The organism is Novosphingobium mississippiense, assembly GCF_044029535.1.
GTDB lineage: Bacteria > Pseudomonadota > Alphaproteobacteria > Sphingomonadales > Sphingomonadaceae > Novosphingobium.
In genome coordinates, this window is record NZ_CP147001.1 from 2,400,447 (window position 1) to 2,416,959 (window position 16,513).

Annotated in this window: 19 protein-coding genes; 6 read left to right on the forward strand and 13 right to left on the reverse strand. The window is 66.0% G+C overall.

The genetic code is table 11. The annotated features are described in order from the left end of the window. Positions 1 to 5: 5 nt before the first annotated feature. The 10 genes from murF to WBP06_RS11430 all read right to left on the reverse strand — a co-directional run bounded on the left by murF (position 6) and on the right by WBP06_RS11430 (position 9,921). Positions 6 to 1,514, reverse strand: a complete 1,509-nt coding sequence (gene murF, locus WBP06_RS11385; RefSeq protein WP_395327556.1) for a UDP-N-acetylmuramoyl-tripeptide--D-alanyl-D-alanine ligase — start codon at positions 1,512 to 1,514, stop codon at positions 6 to 8. Between the two features lie 7 nt (positions 1,515 to 1,521). Next, positions 1,522 to 2,985 (reverse strand): UDP-N-acetylmuramoyl-L-alanyl-D-glutamate--2,6-diaminopimelate ligase, encoded by a 1,464-nt coding sequence (locus tag WBP06_RS11390; protein WP_395327559.1) that lies wholly within the window; start codon positions 2,983 to 2,985, stop codon positions 1,522 to 1,524. A 10-nt stretch (positions 2,986 to 2,995) separates the two neighbouring features. Further along, the gene (locus WBP06_RS11395) at positions 2,996 to 4,750 is read right to left on the reverse strand and encodes a peptidoglycan D,D-transpeptidase FtsI family protein (protein ID WP_395334132.1); all 1,755 of its coding nucleotides are present in this window, start codon (positions 4,748 to 4,750) and stop codon (positions 2,996 to 2,998) included. Positions 4,751 to 4,767: 17 nt separating this feature from the next. Next, positions 4,768 to 5,322 carry a hypothetical protein gene (locus WBP06_RS11400; RefSeq protein WP_395327562.1) on the reverse strand — a complete coding sequence of 185 codons (555 nt, stop codon included), beginning with the start codon at positions 5,320 to 5,322 and terminating at the stop codon, positions 4,768 to 4,770. Further along, positions 5,319 to 6,332, reverse strand: coding sequence for a 16S rRNA (cytosine(1402)-N(4))-methyltransferase RsmH (rsmH, locus tag WBP06_RS11405; protein WP_395327565.1), 1,014 nt, complete (start codon positions 6,330 to 6,332; stop codon positions 5,319 to 5,321). Before rsmH ends, WBP06_RS11400 begins: the two co-directional genes overlap by 4 nt. Beyond that, positions 6,329 to 6,826, reverse strand: coding sequence for a division/cell wall cluster transcriptional repressor MraZ (locus WBP06_RS11410; protein WP_395327568.1), 498 nt, complete (start codon positions 6,824 to 6,826; stop codon positions 6,329 to 6,331). Before WBP06_RS11410 ends, rsmH begins: the two co-directional genes overlap by 4 nt. A gap of 373 nt (positions 6,827 to 7,199) precedes the next feature. Continuing rightward, positions 7,200 to 7,940, reverse strand: a complete 741-nt coding sequence (locus WBP06_RS11415) for a Gldg family protein (protein ID WP_395327571.1) — start codon at positions 7,938 to 7,940, stop codon at positions 7,200 to 7,202. 103 nt (positions 7,941 to 8,043) lie between these two features. Beyond that, a complete protein-coding gene (locus tag WBP06_RS11420; RefSeq protein ID WP_395327573.1) occupies positions 8,044 to 8,400 on the reverse strand; it encodes a hypothetical protein in 357 nt (118 codons plus the stop codon). Between the two features lie 16 nt (positions 8,401 to 8,416). Further along, the gene (locus WBP06_RS11425) at positions 8,417 to 9,427 is read right to left on the reverse strand and encodes a cysteine synthase A (protein ID WP_395327576.1); all 1,011 of its coding nucleotides are present in this window, start codon (positions 9,425 to 9,427) and stop codon (positions 8,417 to 8,419) included. A 176-nt stretch (positions 9,428 to 9,603) separates the two neighbouring features. Further along, a complete protein-coding gene (locus tag WBP06_RS11430) occupies positions 9,604 to 9,921 on the reverse strand; it encodes a 2Fe-2S iron-sulfur cluster-binding protein (protein WP_395327579.1) in 318 nt (105 codons plus the stop codon). 106 nt (positions 9,922 to 10,027) lie between these two features. On the opposite strand from WBP06_RS11430, the gene WBP06_RS11435 reads away from it, so the two are divergent. Beyond that, positions 10,028 to 10,645 (forward strand): DNA-3-methyladenine glycosylase family protein, encoded by a 618-nt coding sequence (locus WBP06_RS11435; protein WP_395327582.1) that lies wholly within the window; start codon positions 10,028 to 10,030, stop codon positions 10,643 to 10,645. Positions 10,646 to 10,679: 34 nt separating this feature from the next. Here the strand turns inward: WBP06_RS11435 and WBP06_RS11440 are convergent, their stop codons facing one another. Next, positions 10,680 to 11,789, reverse strand: coding sequence for an acyltransferase family protein (locus WBP06_RS11440; RefSeq protein WP_395327585.1), 1,110 nt, complete (start codon positions 11,787 to 11,789; stop codon positions 10,680 to 10,682). A gap of 2 nt (positions 11,790 to 11,791) precedes the next feature. Then, on the reverse strand, positions 11,792 to 12,145 hold the full coding sequence (locus tag WBP06_RS11445; protein WP_395327587.1) for a 4a-hydroxytetrahydrobiopterin dehydratase: 354 nt from the start codon (positions 12,143 to 12,145) through the stop codon (positions 11,792 to 11,794). A gap of 14 nt (positions 12,146 to 12,159) precedes the next feature. Between WBP06_RS11445 and ccmA the strand changes: the two genes are divergently transcribed. The 5 genes from ccmA (at position 12,160) to WBP06_RS11470 (ending at position 16,168) form a co-directional block, all read left to right on the forward strand. Then, positions 12,160 to 12,738 carry a heme ABC exporter ATP-binding protein CcmA gene (ccmA, locus tag WBP06_RS11450; protein ID WP_395327590.1) on the forward strand — a complete coding sequence of 193 codons (579 nt, stop codon included), beginning with the start codon at positions 12,160 to 12,162 and terminating at the stop codon, positions 12,736 to 12,738. Further along, positions 12,735 to 13,394 (forward strand): heme exporter protein CcmB, encoded by a 660-nt coding sequence (locus WBP06_RS11455; RefSeq protein ID WP_395327593.1) that lies wholly within the window; start codon positions 12,735 to 12,737, stop codon positions 13,392 to 13,394. The genes ccmA and WBP06_RS11455 overlap by 4 nt, the downstream gene beginning before the upstream one ends. 96 nt (positions 13,395 to 13,490) lie before the next feature. Further along, positions 13,491 to 14,633, forward strand: a complete 1,143-nt coding sequence (locus WBP06_RS11460; protein WP_395327596.1) for a sulfotransferase family protein — start codon at positions 13,491 to 13,493, stop codon at positions 14,631 to 14,633. A gap of 29 nt (positions 14,634 to 14,662) precedes the next feature. Next, positions 14,663 to 15,286, forward strand: coding sequence for a carboxymuconolactone decarboxylase family protein (locus WBP06_RS11465; RefSeq protein ID WP_395327599.1), 624 nt, complete (start codon positions 14,663 to 14,665; stop codon positions 15,284 to 15,286). Between the two features lie 429 nt (positions 15,287 to 15,715). Further along, positions 15,716 to 16,168: a hypothetical protein gene (locus WBP06_RS11470; protein ID WP_395327602.1), complete on the forward strand. Its 453-nt coding sequence runs from the start codon at positions 15,716 to 15,718 to the stop codon at positions 16,166 to 16,168. Positions 16,169 to 16,193: 25 nt separating this feature from the next. Here the strand turns inward: WBP06_RS11470 and WBP06_RS11475 are convergent, their stop codons facing one another. Then, complete coding sequence (locus WBP06_RS11475; protein ID WP_395327605.1) at positions 16,194 to 16,484, reverse strand: DUF1294 domain-containing protein; 291 nt, start codon at positions 16,482 to 16,484, stop codon at positions 16,194 to 16,196. Positions 16,485 to 16,513 lie beyond the last annotated feature (29 nt).

Here is a 16,513-nt window from a genome sequence, read left to right on the forward strand (position 1 = left end):
CCCCCCTACCCTTCCTGTTTACCGAGATCCGTTACCAGAGAAGCCAGCCCAACCGAGTTCGAGCCCTTGACCAGGATCACATCGCCCTGCTCCAGCCCGAACGCGCGCAGCGCATCGACAGCTTCCCGCACACTCAGGCAATGCGCGAAGGGCACGCGCTTGCCAAGCGGAACGCTGCCCGTTTTCCCCGATTCCGGGGATTCCGAAGCATTCGCAAGCACATCTGCCAGCGCGCCCATCTCATCCCCGACCAGAACCGCGTAATCGACGCCAGCGGCGGCGAGCGGAGCCGCCAGTTCGGCATGGAAGGCCGGGCCGTGCGCGCCCAGTTCCTTCATCGAACCCAGCACCGCGATCCGGCGCGTGGCCGTCGTGCGGCCAAGCTGTTCCAGCGTCGCACGCATGGACGCGGGATTGGCGTTGTAGCTTTCGTCGATAAGCAAGGCGCGGCGCCGGCCCTCGGCGTCGGGCTCCCCACCCGGAACGTCGATCTGGAGCCGCGCGCCGCGTCCCGGCAACCCGCCCATTTCGGCGAGCGCCACGCCTGCGGCGCCGAGGTCTCCTTTGACCGCACGCACCGCGGCCATGACCGCAAGGGAATTGATCACGTGATGCTCGCCCGGCGCCGCCACCGTGTAGCAGACGCGCCGGTCGCGCATGTCCACCGTCACCAGCGATCCGCCGCCGATGGCCGGCACGGTATCGAGCAGGCGCACGCCGGCATCGGCCGCCTTGCCGAACGAGACAATGTCGAAGCCCAGCGCTTCGGCCGCTTCCTTCAGGCGGTGGAAATAGGGGCTGTCTGCCGGAATCACGGCAACGCCGCCGGGCTCCAGGCCCTGGAATATCTCCGCCTTGGCGTCGGCGATGGCCTCCATCGACCCCAGCATCTCGATATGCGCGGGGGCGATGGTGGTGATGACGGCCACGTTCGGACGCACCTGACGGGTCAGCGCGGCGATCTCTCCCGCGTGGTTCATGCCCATCTCGAAGATGCCGAACCGCGCCCGCGCCGGCATCCGCGCCAGGCTGAGCGGCACGCCAACGTGGTTGTTGTAGCTCTTGACCGAACGGTGCGCATCGCCCCGGCTTGCCCGATCCAGCGCTTCGAAGATCGCTTCCTTCACGCCGGTCTTGCCCACCGATCCGGTGACGCCGATGATCGGCCCGCGCGCCCGCGCGCGCGACGCGGCGCCAAGGCGCTCCAGCGCCTCAGTCGTATTCTCGACCAGGATATGCGGCCCATCGACCGGGCGATCCACCACGACCGCAGCGGCGCCCTTGGCGACCGCGCCTTCCACGAAACGATGGCCGTCCATCGCCTCACCCTTCAGCGCAAAGAACAGGTCGCCAGGCTGAACGTCCCGGCTGTCGATCTCGACGCCGGAGACGGTGAAATCGCCGCTCGCTTCCCCTTTCATCACCCGCGCGAGTGTGGCGGCATCCCACAGCGCTTGGGTCAAGTCCTCGGCGGCTTCAACCGGCCATTCGAGAATCCGGGCGTGAGCGTTCATGGCATTCCTACCTTCCAACCGTACCGGCCATTTCTCTGGCAACGGTAACGTCGTCGAATGGCAGCACGCGCACGCTGTCGCCGCTGCCGATGATTTGCCCCTGTTCGTGCCCCTTACCGGCGACGAGGACGATGTCCCCATGCCGGGCTTCGGCCACCGCCGCGCGGATCGCCTCGCGCCGGTCGCCGATTTCGCGTCCCTTTCCGTCCATGCCAGCAAGCACCATGGCGCGGATCGCGGCGGGGTCTTCGCCGCGCGGGTTGTCGTCGGTGACGATGGCCAGGTCTGCCCCCTCTGCCGCCACCTTGCCCATTTCAGGCCGCTTGCCCTGGTCACGGTCGCCACCGGCGCCGAACACCACGATCAGGCGCCCTTCTACATGCGGCCGAAGCGCGGCGATCGCCGCCTCCAGCGCATCGGGGGTGTGCGCATAGTCGACATAGACCGGCGCGCCAACCGGAGAAATCGCGGCGCGTTCAAGACGGCCACGCACGGTGACAAGGCGCTTCATCGCATCGAAAGTCGTGTGGGCATCGCCGCCCGTCGCCAGCACCAGGCCCGCTGCGACCAGCGCATTGGCCGCCTGATAGGCGCCAATGAGCGGCAGCTCGAGCACGCGGGATTTCCCGTCGTGCTCGAGCTCCAGCTTCTGGCCGAGTCCGCCCGGCGTGCGACCCGAGAGGCGGATGCTGGTGCCATTGGCACCCACGGTGAATACCTTCAGCCCACGCTTTTCGGCCTGGGCAATCGCCTTGGCCGACCATTCGTCGTCAGCCCAGATCACGGCCGTGCCGCCATCGACGACCACATCGTCGAACAGGCGCATCTTGGCCGCGAAATAATCGTCCATGTCGGCATGGTAATCGAGGTGATCGCGCGACAGGTTGGTGAAGGCACCGGCCGCCACGCGCGGACCTTCGATGCGAAACTGCGAAAGCCCGTGGCTCGACGCTTCGTAGGCGACGTGAGTCACCCCCTCGCGCGCCAGTCCGGTCAGATTCGCCAGGAACGTGACTATATCGGGCGTGGTGAGTCCCGTCGAAACCGTCTCGTCGCTGGTGGTGACGCCCAGCGTGCCGATCGAGGCCGCGCGCTGCCCGGCCATGCGCCAAAGCTGGCGGGTCAGTTCGACCGTGGAAGTCTTGCCGTTGGTGCCGGTGACGGCCACCAGCGTTTCCGGCACGGGCTGGAAGAACGGCGCGGCAAGGCGTGCGAACAGGTGGCGCGGTTCATCGGCGGAGAAGTGGATCGCGCCTTCGACCTTCGCCTCGGGGCTGGCGACGATGGCGACGGCGCCGGCCTTGATGGCATCGGCGATATAATCCTCGCCATTGAATTTCGCGCCCTTGAATGCACCGAACACGGTTCCAGGCGCGACCTTGCGGTGATCGATGGCAAAGCCCGTCACGTTCACATCCGCGCCTGCCGGGACGGCCATGTCAGCAGCAGTGCAGAGGGCATTCAACTTCATTCTTCGGGGCTCACTCTTCAGCACCGCCAGCCGGGATCAGCGGCTTGAGGTCGGAGACATCGATATCGCGGGTCTCGTCCGGCATGATGCCGAGCAAGGGCCCGATGCGGGGAACCACGCGCGCCACCACCGGCGCCGCGTTCCATGCCGCGGTGCGCTGGAACGAGGTGGCCTCGGTGCCCTGCGGCTCGTCCATCATGGCGATGACGACGTAGCGCGGGCGGTCCATCGGGAAAGCAGCGGCGAAGGTGGCGATCAGCGAGTGATGGCGATAACCGCCCGCACCTGGCTTTTCGGCCGATCCGGTCTTGCCGCCCACACGGAAGCCCGGCGCATCGGCCTTGCGGCCGGTGCCGTAGGACACGATCATGCGCAGCAGCTGGCGAATGCGCGCACTGGTGGCTGCCGTGAACACGCGGCGGCCCTCTGGCACCTGACCAGCATCCAGCTTCTTCAGCGTAGCCGGGCGCCAGATGCCGCCATTGACCAGTGCCGCATAGGCAGAGGCCAGGTGGAGCGGCGTCACCGCGATGCCGTGGCCGTAAGCGACGGTCATCGTGCGCAGGCGCGGCCATTCGCCACGCGGCCAGAGCGGGAAGCCGCGTGCGGGCAGTTCAACATAAGGCCGCTGGTTCATGCCCAGCGATTCCATCGTCTGCTTCAGTCGCACGCCGCCCAGCTCGTCGGCGATCTGCGCGGTGACCACGTTCGACGAATGGATCAGCGTTTCCAGCACGTTGAGCGAGCTGCCATAGTTGTGCAGATCGTGAATCGTGAAGCCTGCCACATGCAGTGGCGAAGCCGGCCAGCGGCGGCGCAGATCGGTGATCGTGCCGGCATCAAGCGCGGCAGCGACGGTGATCGGCTTGAAGGTCGAACCCAGTTCGTAGACCTGGTTGGTCACGCGGTTGAAGCCGTGCGGCACATCGCCCTGCGCAGCCTGTTCCGGCGTGATCATCAGGTCCGAAGGCTGGACATGGTTAGGATCGAACGAGGGCAGCGAAGCAAGGCCGAGAATTTCGCCGGAATCGACATCGAGGATGATGCCCGCCGCGCCCTTCGCCTTGCTCAGCGCCATGCCGCGCGCCAGTTCGTCTTCCAGCGCGCTCTGCACGCGGAAATCGATCGACAGGACCGATGGGTGGGTGCGGCCGTCCGCGCTGGTCAGCTGCTTGTCGAACGCCTCTTCCATGCCGACCTGGCCCTTGCCGTAAGTATCGACATAGCCAAGCACCGACGCTGCCATCGACCCTTGCGGGTAATAGCGGGTGGCCTCCATCGGATATTCCAGCGCGGGCTCACCCAGCGCATGAACCTTGTTGGCGTCTTCGGGAAGGATCGACTTGCGCAGATAGCCCGGCTTGCCTGAGCGCAGCTTGGCGATCAGTTCGGCGCGGTTCAGATCGGGGAAGATGCGGACCAGACCATCCGCCACCTGTTCCGGCGTGTGGATCAGGGACGAGCCTTCGCTCATCGCCTTGGGATTGAACCACAGCGAATAGGTATTGAACTCACGCGCCAGCGGCACGCCGTTGCGGTCCACGATCTCGCCACGATTGGGCACGAGAAGGCCGGACAGATCGCCATCGCGACCGCCCGGTCCGGTAACGCCCAGCCAGCAGATACGCGTCAGCGCCAGCACCCCCACCAGCGCGAAAACCCCCAGGATCCACAGCGTGCGCAGTTTGGCGACCAGCAGCGAGCGCTGCCGAACGTTCACCAGCTTGCGCCGCCCGGTGGATACCGTGGTGGGGATCGCGCCCATGGGGAAGGCGGGAGCGTTCACTGCTGGGCAGCCTCCGCCACTTCGATGCGCGCCAGCCGCTTGCCGAGGCCGGCAGCATCACGCAGCATTTCCTCACGCTCCGGATCGCGGTTCTTCGCACCCGCGCCAGAGGTCTGCGACGGCGTTGCCGCGTGGGCCGGATCGACCGGCGAGACCATTGCCAGCAGGCCAGTGCCCTGCTTTTCCTCAGCCCCATCGCTGCCGGTCTGTTCGGCATTGGCATAGCGGATCGGCTGCGGCGCACCTGGCCCCATCGGCTTGCCCAGCGCGGCAAGCTGGCGCTCACCCTCGATATACTGGGCAGCGGACGGCGCCTTGTAGCCGAACTCCAGTTCGTTGAGCTGGTTCAGCGCCTGCTGGTTGGAGCGGGTCTGGAACTCGGTCTCAAGGAAGTTGATCGACTGCTGCACGCGGACGATGCGGTTCTCGGTCGAGTGGACCTCGCTTTTCACCGCGTTGACCCGGAGCGTGAGCGCAAGCGTGGCCGCACCGCAGACCAGCAGCACGGAAATCCATCCGATCGAATGGACGCGATCGCGCGTGAGGTTCATGCCGGACTCCTGTCTTTGTGCCGCTTCTGCGTTCTGGGGGGGGCTTGGGTACGCACGGCGCTGCGAAGCGTGGCAGAGCGCGAACGGGGGTTGGCTTCCAACTCGGCCTCGCCGGGGCGGATGGCCTTGGAGAGCTTTTCGAATGTGGGTTGCGCACCGCCGACTTGCGGCAGGTGGCGCGAGGTCGTGCCCCCCTGCCCCGCCGCATCGCGCAGGAAGCGCTTGGCCATCCGGTCTTCCAGACTGTGGAAGGTGACGATGGCAAGCCGGCCGCCCTCGCGCAGCACGGTTTCCGAACCGGACATGCACTCTTCCAGTTCGTCCAGTTCGCCATTCACATGGATGCGGATCGCCTGGAACGTGCGGATCGCAGGGTCCTTCGGGGCATTGCTGCCCTTGTAGGCCGGATTGTAGCCGATGGCCTTGCGCACCACGCGGGCAAGGTCCGCCGTGGTTTCCAGCGGACGCGCAGCCACGATGGCGCGGGCAACGCGGCGCGACTGGCGCTCCTCGCCATACTGGAACAGCACGTCGGCGATCTCCGCCTCATCCGCCTCGTTCACGAAGTCCGCGGCCGAGCGGCCGTCCTGGCTCATGCGCATGTCGAGCGGACCGTCGGCGCCGAACGAGAAGCCCCGCTCCGCCTGGTCAAGCTGCATAGAGGATACGCCGATATCCATGACGACGCCGTCCACAGTGGTGACTCCGGCTTCTTCAAGCCCGGCGACGATTTCGGAGAAGCGGCGCGCATGCAACACGAGGCGCGGCGGGCTGAGGTCCAGCTCCGGCCATTTTCCACGGTTTTCCTCGATCGCGGCAATCGCGTCGGGATCGCGGTCGAAAGCATGAACGGTGGCGCCGGCATCGAGCAGGCGGCGGGTGTAGCCGCCCGCGCCCAGCGTGCAGTCGACGATGACGTCGCCGCCCCGGGGGTTCAGGGCGGCGACGACCTCCTCAAGGAGCACGGGCACGTGAGGGACACCCTCTGGAATGGTGCGCGATCCGGTCATTTGCGGCCTGCTTTCGCCAAGTCCTTGGCGGCAAGGCTCTTGCAGGCGGTCTGCGCCGCCTTCCAGCTATCGTCCATTTCGTAGAGGCTTTCGGGCGACCACACGGTGAAGAAACGACCGTTGCCGCGGAAGTAGAGTTGGTCGGTCACGCCGGCGAGCGCGGCCAGATCCTCGGGCAGGACGAAACGGCCGGAACCGTCGAACGGAACTTCGTAGGACGCATAAATGTCGCTGGCGCGCTTGTCGGCATCGAATTCCTTGCCGGCGCGGATGGCGAGGTCCTGCTGTTCCTTCAGTTCGTCCTCGAACTCCTCAATGCGCGAGGAGCCAAAGCCCACGAGGCAGGGCCAACGGTCATGCGTGGTGAGGCAGAGCATGTCCTTGCCGCTCGATTCGCGCACGGTGGGGCGGAAGGCGTTGGGCAGCACGAACCGGTTCTTGTCGCGCAAAAGCGAGAAGCCCTGTCCGTTGTATATGTATGGCCGCCCCGCCATGACGATGCCGCCTGCCCCTTCTTGCCCTGTTGCAGCCAATCCCTGGCTGCGCGTCCCGGTACGGCCGGGCCCGTTTCAGCATGACCGACGCCACCCCCGCCGCAGCAAATGCCGCAGGGTCCGGCCCCCTCCTGCGAGAGCACGGCAAGACTCAGCCATTCCGATTGCTTGTCTTTGTATAGCGGGAAGATGGGGGATTAAAGGGAAATTTGGGGATTGAAGGGAAGATTTCGCGAAATTCTCTCCGATTTGGGGCACGGTTCACCCACCGGGATCCGGGGATTAACCTGGTATTAACTCAATAAGTGATTGATTTTAAAGAGTTGATACTCAGGAAAATTACGTATCCCGGATTGTCCCTAAAACGCCCCGCTCAATCCCCACGTCTCAGGCGGGAAAGTAGCGCCGTCAGCGCCCCGCGACGCAGGAGGCGGTCGGCGCGGCCGCTCGGCTCCTCAAACAGCGCAGCATCGGCCAATGCCAGCACCCGGCCCGCACCGATGCCGCAGTTGGCAAGGATTCCCTCCGATTCCAGTTTGCAGGATGCGGCAGCGTCACCGGATTTCCCCAAAGATCCCGAATGGGGTTCCGTCCCGCCATTTCCCCGATCGAAGGTTCCGTCCCCGGAAATCCCCAATAAGTGAAAACGGCCCGGCAGGTTCACCGGCAAGGATGCTTCCCCAAGCACGACCAGGCGCTCTCCGGACTTTTCGCGGGGGTCGAACTGCAGTTCCAGCCCCCAATGGGCAAGGATCGGGGACAGCATGGCCATGTCCTGTGGCCGTCGCGGATCGCCCAGCGAATAGCGCGAAGGCTGCGTGAGCATCGGATCCACGAACAGCAGCAGGCGGCCACCCCCGCGCACCCAGGCGTCGAGCGCCAGATTTTCCTGCGGCGTCAGCGGGCGTGGCTGCGCCATGACGAGCATGGCGTCGGCCGGCAACGGCAGGCGCCCTTGCACATCGACAAGGCTGTCCAGCGGCTGGATCTCGCCCCACCCCGCAAGCAGGTCACCCGCCCACGAACGCGGCGCCCCACTCGCCAACCATTCGCGCGGATCGTCCCCCTCTCCCCAGAGGATGGGGAGGCTGGTGGCGAGGCCAATCTTTTGCATGTGCGGTGATGGATCGTCCCGGCGATGACACGCAGCCAGAACGGCGAGAACAAGAAATGCCCCGGCCAAGCAGGCGCCAGCGCGCCTCACGCCTGCAGTCCGCTTACTGCGCGAGCGGCGCGGTTCCGGCGCTTTCCGTGGCGTCGCCGGTGGCGCTGGGGGTCGGCGAAGGATCGGCGGCCGGCACCACGCCGATATCGGCCAACGGATCGGCCACCTGCCGCTTCGGCTTGGCATCGGCGGCGACGACCTGCTGGATCGGGTCTTCGGCGTCGACAAGCCGGGCACGGTCCATGATGATGTTCGCCAATCCGACGATCAGCAGCATCGCGCAGAGCCCGAACAGGCCCACTTGCAGCCGGTGCACCGCCTGCGCGCGCAATTCGCGCGTGGAAGGCGGCACGAAATGCTGGGGAGCAGCGGCCGGCTCGATCAGATTGGGCGGAATGTTCCCTGCCATCGGCAGATCGTTTACCTCAGCTTGCCAGCCAAGGGAAGACGGGCAGGCCCTTCGACTCCAGCCATTCGCGATTGTAGAGCGACGAGAGGTAGCGGAAACCGGTGTCGCACAGGATCGTCGCCACGCGAACGTCGCGCTTTCCTTCGGCAACCAGCTTGCGGCCCAGTTCCACCGCGCCGGCCACGTTGATGCCGGACGACAGGCCAAGGCACAGCCCCTCTTCCGCCAGCAAGCGGCGGACCCATTCAAGGCCCTTCTCATCGGAAATGCGGAACTGGGTATCGATCGGGGCACCGTCCAGATTGGCGGTGATGCGGCCCTGGCCGATGCCTTCGGCCACCGAATTGCCTTCGGCCTTCAACTCGCCATGGGCGTAGTAGTTGTAGAGCGCCGCGCCATAGGGGTCGGTCAGCGCGATGGTGATGCCCTCGTCAAAGGCCTTGAGGCCCATGCCGGTGCCCGCGATCGTGCCGCCGGTGCCCGCCGCGCACGTAAACCCATCGATCCGGCCGTCCATCTGCTGCCAGATTTCCGGCGCGGTGCTTTCGATGTGCGACTTGCGGTTGGCGATATTGTCGAACTGATTGGCCCAGATCGCCCCTTCCGTCTCGGCCGCAAGCCGGCGCGAGGTGTGGACGAAGTGGTTGGGGTCGGAAAACTTGGTGGGCGGAACCGTTACCAGTTGCGCACCAAGGGCGCGCAGCGTGTCCATCTTTTCCTTGGACTGGTTGTCCGGCATGACGATCACGGCCTTGTAGCCCAGCGCGTTGCAGACCAGCGCGATGCCGATGCCGGTGTTGCCGGCCGTGCCCTCGATCACCGTGCCGCCGGGCTTCAGTTCGCCGCGCGCTTCCGCGTCGCGCACGATCCACAGTGCCGCACGGTCCTTCACCGAGGCGCCGGGGTTGGCAAATTCGCACTTGCCCCAGATCTCGCAACCCGCGGCTTCGCTGGGCCCCTTGAGCAGGACGAGCGGAGTGTTGCCGATAAGGTCGAGGGTGGAACGCTGAGGTGCAGGAGCAGTCATGACCGCACAACTAGGAACGCGAAGGCGCGGGCGCAAACGATTTGCGCTTTGGACCACTAAAGTTGACGTGAATTTTCACGTCGAACGCATGGTCCGGACGCGAGAACGGCAGGTTTGCGTCGATCCGCAAACCTGCCGTTCACAATCCGCCCGAGAGCGGAAAATCGCGGGACTTCTCAGTCTTCCTGCGCGATCGTGACCTTGCAGCCTTCCAGCGCATCGGTGATCGGCACCTGGCACGACAGGCGCGAATATTCGTTGCGATGATCCGAACTGTCGAGCAGGTCGTTCTCGTCCTCGCTCATCGTCGGAAGCTTGTCCGCGAAAGCCGGATCGATGTGGACGTGGCAGGTCGCGCACGAGCAGCAGCCGCCGCACAGTGCCAGAAGTTCATCGAAGCCGCTGTCACGAATCGTTTCCATCAGCGTGCGGCCAACGGTCGCCTCGACGGTCGATTCTTCACCCGACTGGTTGACGACAATAATCTGCGGCATTCCCGTCCATCCTTTTTCTGATCCAGCATGTATCATAACATGCCCATTCCGGCCTTTGCCTGCGGCTGCTAAAGGCTGCAACCCCCTTTGGCAAGAAAGACGCAAGATGGGCTTGAACGCCGACGCACTGAAACTTGGACTGGACGAAATCGCCGCGCGCGAACCGGCCATGGCGCGCGCGCTGGAACGGGCCGGCTATCCCGAACCGCGAATCCGGGCAACCGGCTATGCCACGCTGTTGCGCACGATCGTCGGCCAGCAGGTCTCAGTGGCAGCGGCGGCATCGGTATGGGGCCGAATGGAAGCCCTGCTGGGCAAGGGCATTGCACCGGAAGCCCTGCTGGCCGCGGAATTCGATGCACTGCGCGCCTGTGGCCTTTCCCGCCAGAAGCAGGGCTATGCCCGTTCGCTGTGCGAACTGGTGGTGGCCGGCACGCTGGACCTGGAAAACCTGCCCGCCGATGACGAGGAGGCGATCGCCCAACTCGTGCAGATCAAGGGCATCGGCCGCTGGTCGGCGGAAATCTACCTGCTGTTCGCAGAGGGGCGGCCGGACATCTGGCCCGCCGGCGATCTGGCCGTGCAGGCGGGGATCCACAAGATCCTGGGGCTGGATGCACGCCCCAGCGAGCAGGAGGCCCGCGCGCTGGCCGAACAATGGCGTCCGCATCGGGGCGCAGCGGCCATCTTCACCTGGCACTGCTATAACAACCCGGCCCTTTAGCAGACCGTGGCAGGTTAGCAGACCGTGGCGGGCATCAGGCGCCCCGCCCTTGCGCCCTGCCACCCTTGGGCGCGAACATCCGCGCCTCCATCCAGCGGCGCAGCCGGGGCGACTGGCGCTCGGTCAGCAGCGAGATCAACGCACAGACCGCCACCACCAGCCCCAGCAGCGCGACGAAGGCCAACGGGCTGCGCCCTGCCACCAGCCCGTGCGAGCGGGCCAGTTGCAGCAGCGGCCAGTGAAACAGGTACAGTGTGAAGGAAAACCCGGCGAGTAGCCCGGCCATGTCCTTCAGCCGCATCACCGGCTGTGCAAAGCGCTCCGCCATCGGCCGCAGCGCAATCAGCGCCAGGACCATGATCAGCCCCATCGCGAAATCCGCGAAGGCCCATTGCGACCATTGCGTCTTCCCCGGCCACCATGCCTTCAGCAGCGGATTGAGCACCGCGCGGTCCACCTCGAACAGCGCCAACGCCAAGGCCAGACAGAACGCCAGGACCACCGGCGCGGCGACTGGCGGGAGGCGGCGGGCCACCGGGACATGGGTCAGCGCCACGCCCATCAGCCAGACCGGCATCAATAGCAGGATTGCCCCGCCGGCCGTGAAACAGGCCACCGCGACCGTCGCCACCCGCGCCCAGCCACGCAGGAAAATCGCCAGCGCGAAGATCGCATAGAACCAAACTTCGTAGCAGAGCGACCAGTACGGCGGGTTCCACACCGGCGCCGGCATCCCCGGCCACGCGCTGACGAAGGCCATCGGCGGCAACAGCCGCGTGGCCACTTCCAGCGGATCGTCGGGGCTGTTGTCGATATAGACGCGCATCGGCCCCGCCAGCACATAGGCCGCCAGCACCGCGAACAGCAGCGCCGGGATCGCCACCGGCACGATCCGGGACACCCGCGCCACGAAATAGCGGGGCAGACTGGACCGGCCGCCCAGCACCGACGTGCTGATGACAAGGCCGGACAGCACGAAGAACACGATCACGCAATAATGCTGCATCCTGAGGCCGAACGGGAACGGCCCGCGATAGATGCCCAGTTGCACCGCATGCCCCACCGCCACCAGCAGCGCGGCGCCAAACCGCGCGAAATCGAGCACGACCGAAAGCGGCCGCGTGAGGAACCGGTCCTCACCCACCGTCAGGCCGCCGGGGCGACGCCGTCGATAAAGCGGGCCAATGCGACGTCGCGCTGGCTCAGCCCTCCGGCATCGTGCGTGGTCAGGGTGATTTCAACGCGGTTGTAGACGTTGAACCATTCGGGATGGTGATCGCGCTTTTCCGCTTCGATGGCGACACGCGTCATGAAGCCGAACGCTTCATTGAAATCGGCGAATTTCACTGTTCGCACAATGGCAAGGCCATCTTCGCGCAAGGCCCAGCCGGGCAGCGTGCCCAGCACCGCAACGCGCTCCGCATCGGTGAGTTGAGCGATAGACATGGTGTCCTCCTCTGCCCTGTTTTGCCTTCGCTTGGCAGCCCCGCGCCTTTCCACTATCGCAGGGCCGCATGCAAGGGGCATCCATCGCTATCGAAGATCTCGCGTGTCGACGTGGGGACAGGGTGCTGTTCCGCGGCCTCTCGCTGCGGCTCAGTTCCGGTGAGGCGCTGCATGTCACCGGCAGCAACGGCATCGGCAAGTCCAGCCTGCTGCGCATCATCGCCGGGCTTGCCCCTGCCTTTGCCGGACACGTGGAGACCAGCGGTACGATCGGCCTTGTCGATGAACGCCACGCACTGGACCATGCCCTGCCGCTGGGCCGGGCCCTCGGGTTCTGGAGCGCCATCGATCACGCCACCGAAAGCGGGCTGGAGCGGCTTGGCCTGACCGCCCTGCTGGATGTGCCGGTGCGCTATCTCTCCACCGGCCAGAAAAAGCGCGCCGCGCTCGCCCGGCTGATCGGGCAGAAGGCCGCGATCTGGCTGCTGGACGAACCGCTCAACGGCCTGGACGGCGATGCCGCGGCACTGACCGAGGCGCTGGTGGCAGACCATTGCGCGGGCGGCGGCCTTGCCCTGATCGCCTCTCATCAGCCCTTCGCACTCGCGCACAAGCGCACGCTGGCGCTTGGCGAGCACGCGGCATGAGTGGACGTTTCCTCTCCCTTCTGAAGCGCGATCTGGCCCGCCTGCTGCTGGGCGGTCGCGGCGGCGGTGCAGCGATGCCGGTGCTGTTCTTCCTCTCGGTCGCGATGCTCTATCCTTTCGCCGTCGGTCCCGACGCACGGCTGCTGGCGCGAACCGGCGGCGGCGTGATCTGGGTCGCGGCGCTGCTGGCGGCGATCCTGCCGCTCGACCGGCTTGTCGAGCCGGACATCGAGGGTGGACTGTTCGACCAGTGGGCGCTGCGCGGCATTTCCGAGGAAATGGTGCTGGCCGTGCGCGTTCTGGCGCATTGGCTGAGCTTCGGCCCGCCGCTGATGCTGGCGGCCGTGCCCGCGGCAGGGCTGTTGGGGATCGACGGGGCGACGCTGGGCACTGTGGAGCTTGGCCTGCTGGCCGGCACGCCGGGGCTTGCCGCGCTGGGCGTGATCGTGGCCGCACTCACCGCCGGCCTGCGGGGCGGCGCCGCGCTGGGCGGGCTGCTGGTGATCCCGCTCGCCGTGCCGGTGCTGATCTTCGGCGCGGGCAGCCTCGGCGCCGGCGGATCGAGCGGCCTTGCCCTGGCGGCGGCGTCCAGCCTTGTCCTGCTGGCCATCGCCCCCTTCGCCGGCGCCGCCGCCGTGCGCGCGGCACGCGGATAACGCGCCCATCATCGCCCCAGCGGTTGGCGCCCAACCGCCTGCCCCGCATAGTCGCCTCGCAACGATCCGGCCCAAGCCGGACGCCGGGAGAGAGCGATGCAGGGCCACAAGGAACTGATCGAAGACGCGAAACGCCAGACTGGCCTGACGGACTTCGGACCGGACAGCTTCCGCGAGGGGCTGGAAATTCTGGTGGACTCGCTCGCACGCGAAGCCCGGCTCAACGCCGTGGGCGAACGCGCACTGACCGAGCGGATCGTCCTGCACTTGAAGCAGCGCCTGCTGGTGGAAGACTGGTATCGCCGCCATCCCGAGATCGACGACGAGCAGATCACTGCCCCTCTCTTCGGCGTCAGCCTGCCGCGCACGGGATCCTCGGCCCTGTCCTTCCTGCTCGCGAGCGATCCGGCGATCCGTTACCTGCGCGTCTGGGAAAGCTCCCAACCCTGCCCGCCGCCCTCCACCGTCACCGGCCCCGATCCACGCCGGGGTGTTGCGGTGACGAGCGGCGACGCGCTGCTCAAGAACGGCAAGCGCACGCCTTCGGGCATCGATGGCGCAATGGAATGCCAGGACCTGATGGCGCTCGATTTCAAGAGCCAGATCTTCCAGGCCTTCGCGCAGGTCCCGCGTTATTCGGACTGGCTGCTGAATGCGGATCTTTCAACCACGTATGCCTATGAAAAGCGCGTGCTGAAGCTGCTGCAATGGGGCGCCCCGGCGCGGCCATGGCGGCTGAAGGCGCCCACCCACATGCTCTATCTCGACGCGCTGACATCGGCCTTTCCCGATGCGCGCTTCGTGATGACGCACCGCGATCCGGCGGACGTGATCCTTTCCGTCGCCACCGTCTATGCCGACATCATCGGCAAGTTCAGCGACCACATCGACATGGCCTATCTGGGCGCGCTCAACTTGCGCTGCTGGTCCGAAGCGATGAACCGCGCCATCGCCTTTCGCGAGAAGGGCAACGACCACCGCTTTTTCGACATCCACTTCCGCGCCATGCACAAGGACCCGCTGGGCGAAGTGCGCGCGCTCTACGCCTGGCTCGGCGAAGAGGTCTCGCAGGACTTCGCGCGGGCGATGGCGGACTGGTGGGAAAGCAACAGCAGCGCAGAGCGCATGACCAAGCCCGATCCGGCCCATTTCGGCCTCGACCCGGCAGCGGTGCGTCAGCGCTTCACCCCCTATCTTGAGCGCATGGAGCGCTGGGCCCCGTTCGACGCGGCGGCATGAACCTTTCCCTAGACACAGGTGATTCGACAATGAGCAAGGCGATCAGCGGCCGGGTGGAATTCGATGAGGCGGCGCGCATGGCGCAGACGGTGGAGAGCGGCCCGCGCTACGCCCCGCTGCGACTGGATGAGGTCAGCCCCGAAGGGCAGGAGCAGGTCGATGCGATTCGCGCCGCCTTCCACATTCCCGAAAGCCGCCCCTTCCCCGACGTCAGCCTGATCACCTTGCGCCATCCCGGCATGTTCAAGGGCCAGATGGTGCTGGGCATCGAACTGGCCGCGCGCGGCACGATTCCGGGGCGGGAGCGCGAACTGATGATCCTGCGCCTGGCCCGCCTGGCCGGGGCGCCGTTCGAATGGTGCGAGCATGTCGATATCGGCAAGGCCTTCGGCATCACGACCGAGGAGATCGAGCGCGTGCTGGAAGGGTCGTCCGCCACCGGGTGGTCTGAACACGAATCGGCCATGCTGCGCGCGGTGGAGGAATTGGTGGCCGATCACTGCATGGCCAATTCGACCTGGGACACGCTGGCGAAGACTTGGGACGAAAAGCAAATGCTGGAAGTGCCGATGCTGGTGGGGTCCTACCTGATGACGGCGCTTCAGCAGAACACCTTGAAAATTCAGCCGAAGGGCGGTTTCGACTACCGCTGAACGGCCCGGCACTACGCCGGGCTTCCCTGCGAATCGCGAAAATCCAGCGCGCGTCTCCCCCCGGGTGGCGCGCGTTGACATGTCTGTGGACAAGTCCTGCATAAATGCGGGGAAGCTTGGGGATGAACGGTGCGTCATCTGTGCATGACCACGACACATCCCTGTGGATGAACCTGCGGGAATCTGCCGGATAACTGCGGGAAAGGCCGGGAAAAAATGGGCCGGACCGATATCTGCTGAAAGCGGAATTCGGTCCGGCCCAGTGGGACAGGAAGGGCAGTCTCGGCGCCCCATGACAAGCGCCGGGCCTGGGTCCTCGGGTGCAGGCTTGACGGCCAGGACAAGCTGCGTATCAATGGCTAATGATAATCATTCGCAAGTTCAAGCCCCTTTTCGCATAGCCTGTTTTCGCCACCTGGAGACCCTGCCATGTACCAGTATGTCGACCGCCCCCTCAGCAGCCTGGATGAGGGCTGCCGCTTCCTCGTCTGGTCGATGCGCGCCTGGGTCACCACGCTGGCCCAACGCCGCTGCCCGGCCGAGGCTTTGGCCCCCGCCTTCGCCCGTTGGCGGATGATCGGCGGCCTCCAGCCCTTTCATCGCGCCATGCTGATCTTCAACCGCGATGCGCTGGAAACCTTCGCATTCTGCCCGATGGCCTGCGATCACGTTTCGGAGCACGAGGCGGTGATTCTCGAACTCGTCACCTCGCTGCGCGATCGCGGCGCGCAGGAAACCCGCGGCACGCTGGAACTGGTGGTTCAGGAAGACGCTGTGGGTGACGTGCTGGAAACGCTGTCCAAGCTGGGCGCGGCGCTGGCGATCGCCGGAATCTTCCCGGGCCAGCCGGTGGCCGCGCGAGGGGATCAGGATCGCGGCTGATCCGACACGAATCGCGATGGGCGTTTCAGGGGGCGCCCATCGTCCAGACGGCTGCGCAGCCCGCCAGCACCAGGCACTGAAGGCACAGAATCGCCCGCAGGTAATTCACGAAAGGCTGCTTGCGGGTCTTGTGCCGGAACAGGCGGCGCGCCAGCAGCGCGGCGGGCGAGCCGCCGATCGCGGCCAGCGTCAGCAGGCGACGCTCAGGCACGCGACCGCCGCCACGGCGCGATTGCGCCTTGTCATAGCCATAGACCGCGAAAGTCCAGAGATTGAGGACGGCAAAGGCAACGGCGGCAAGCAGAAGGGCGTTCATGGGCCGCCCCTAAAGCCCGCACGCATCGG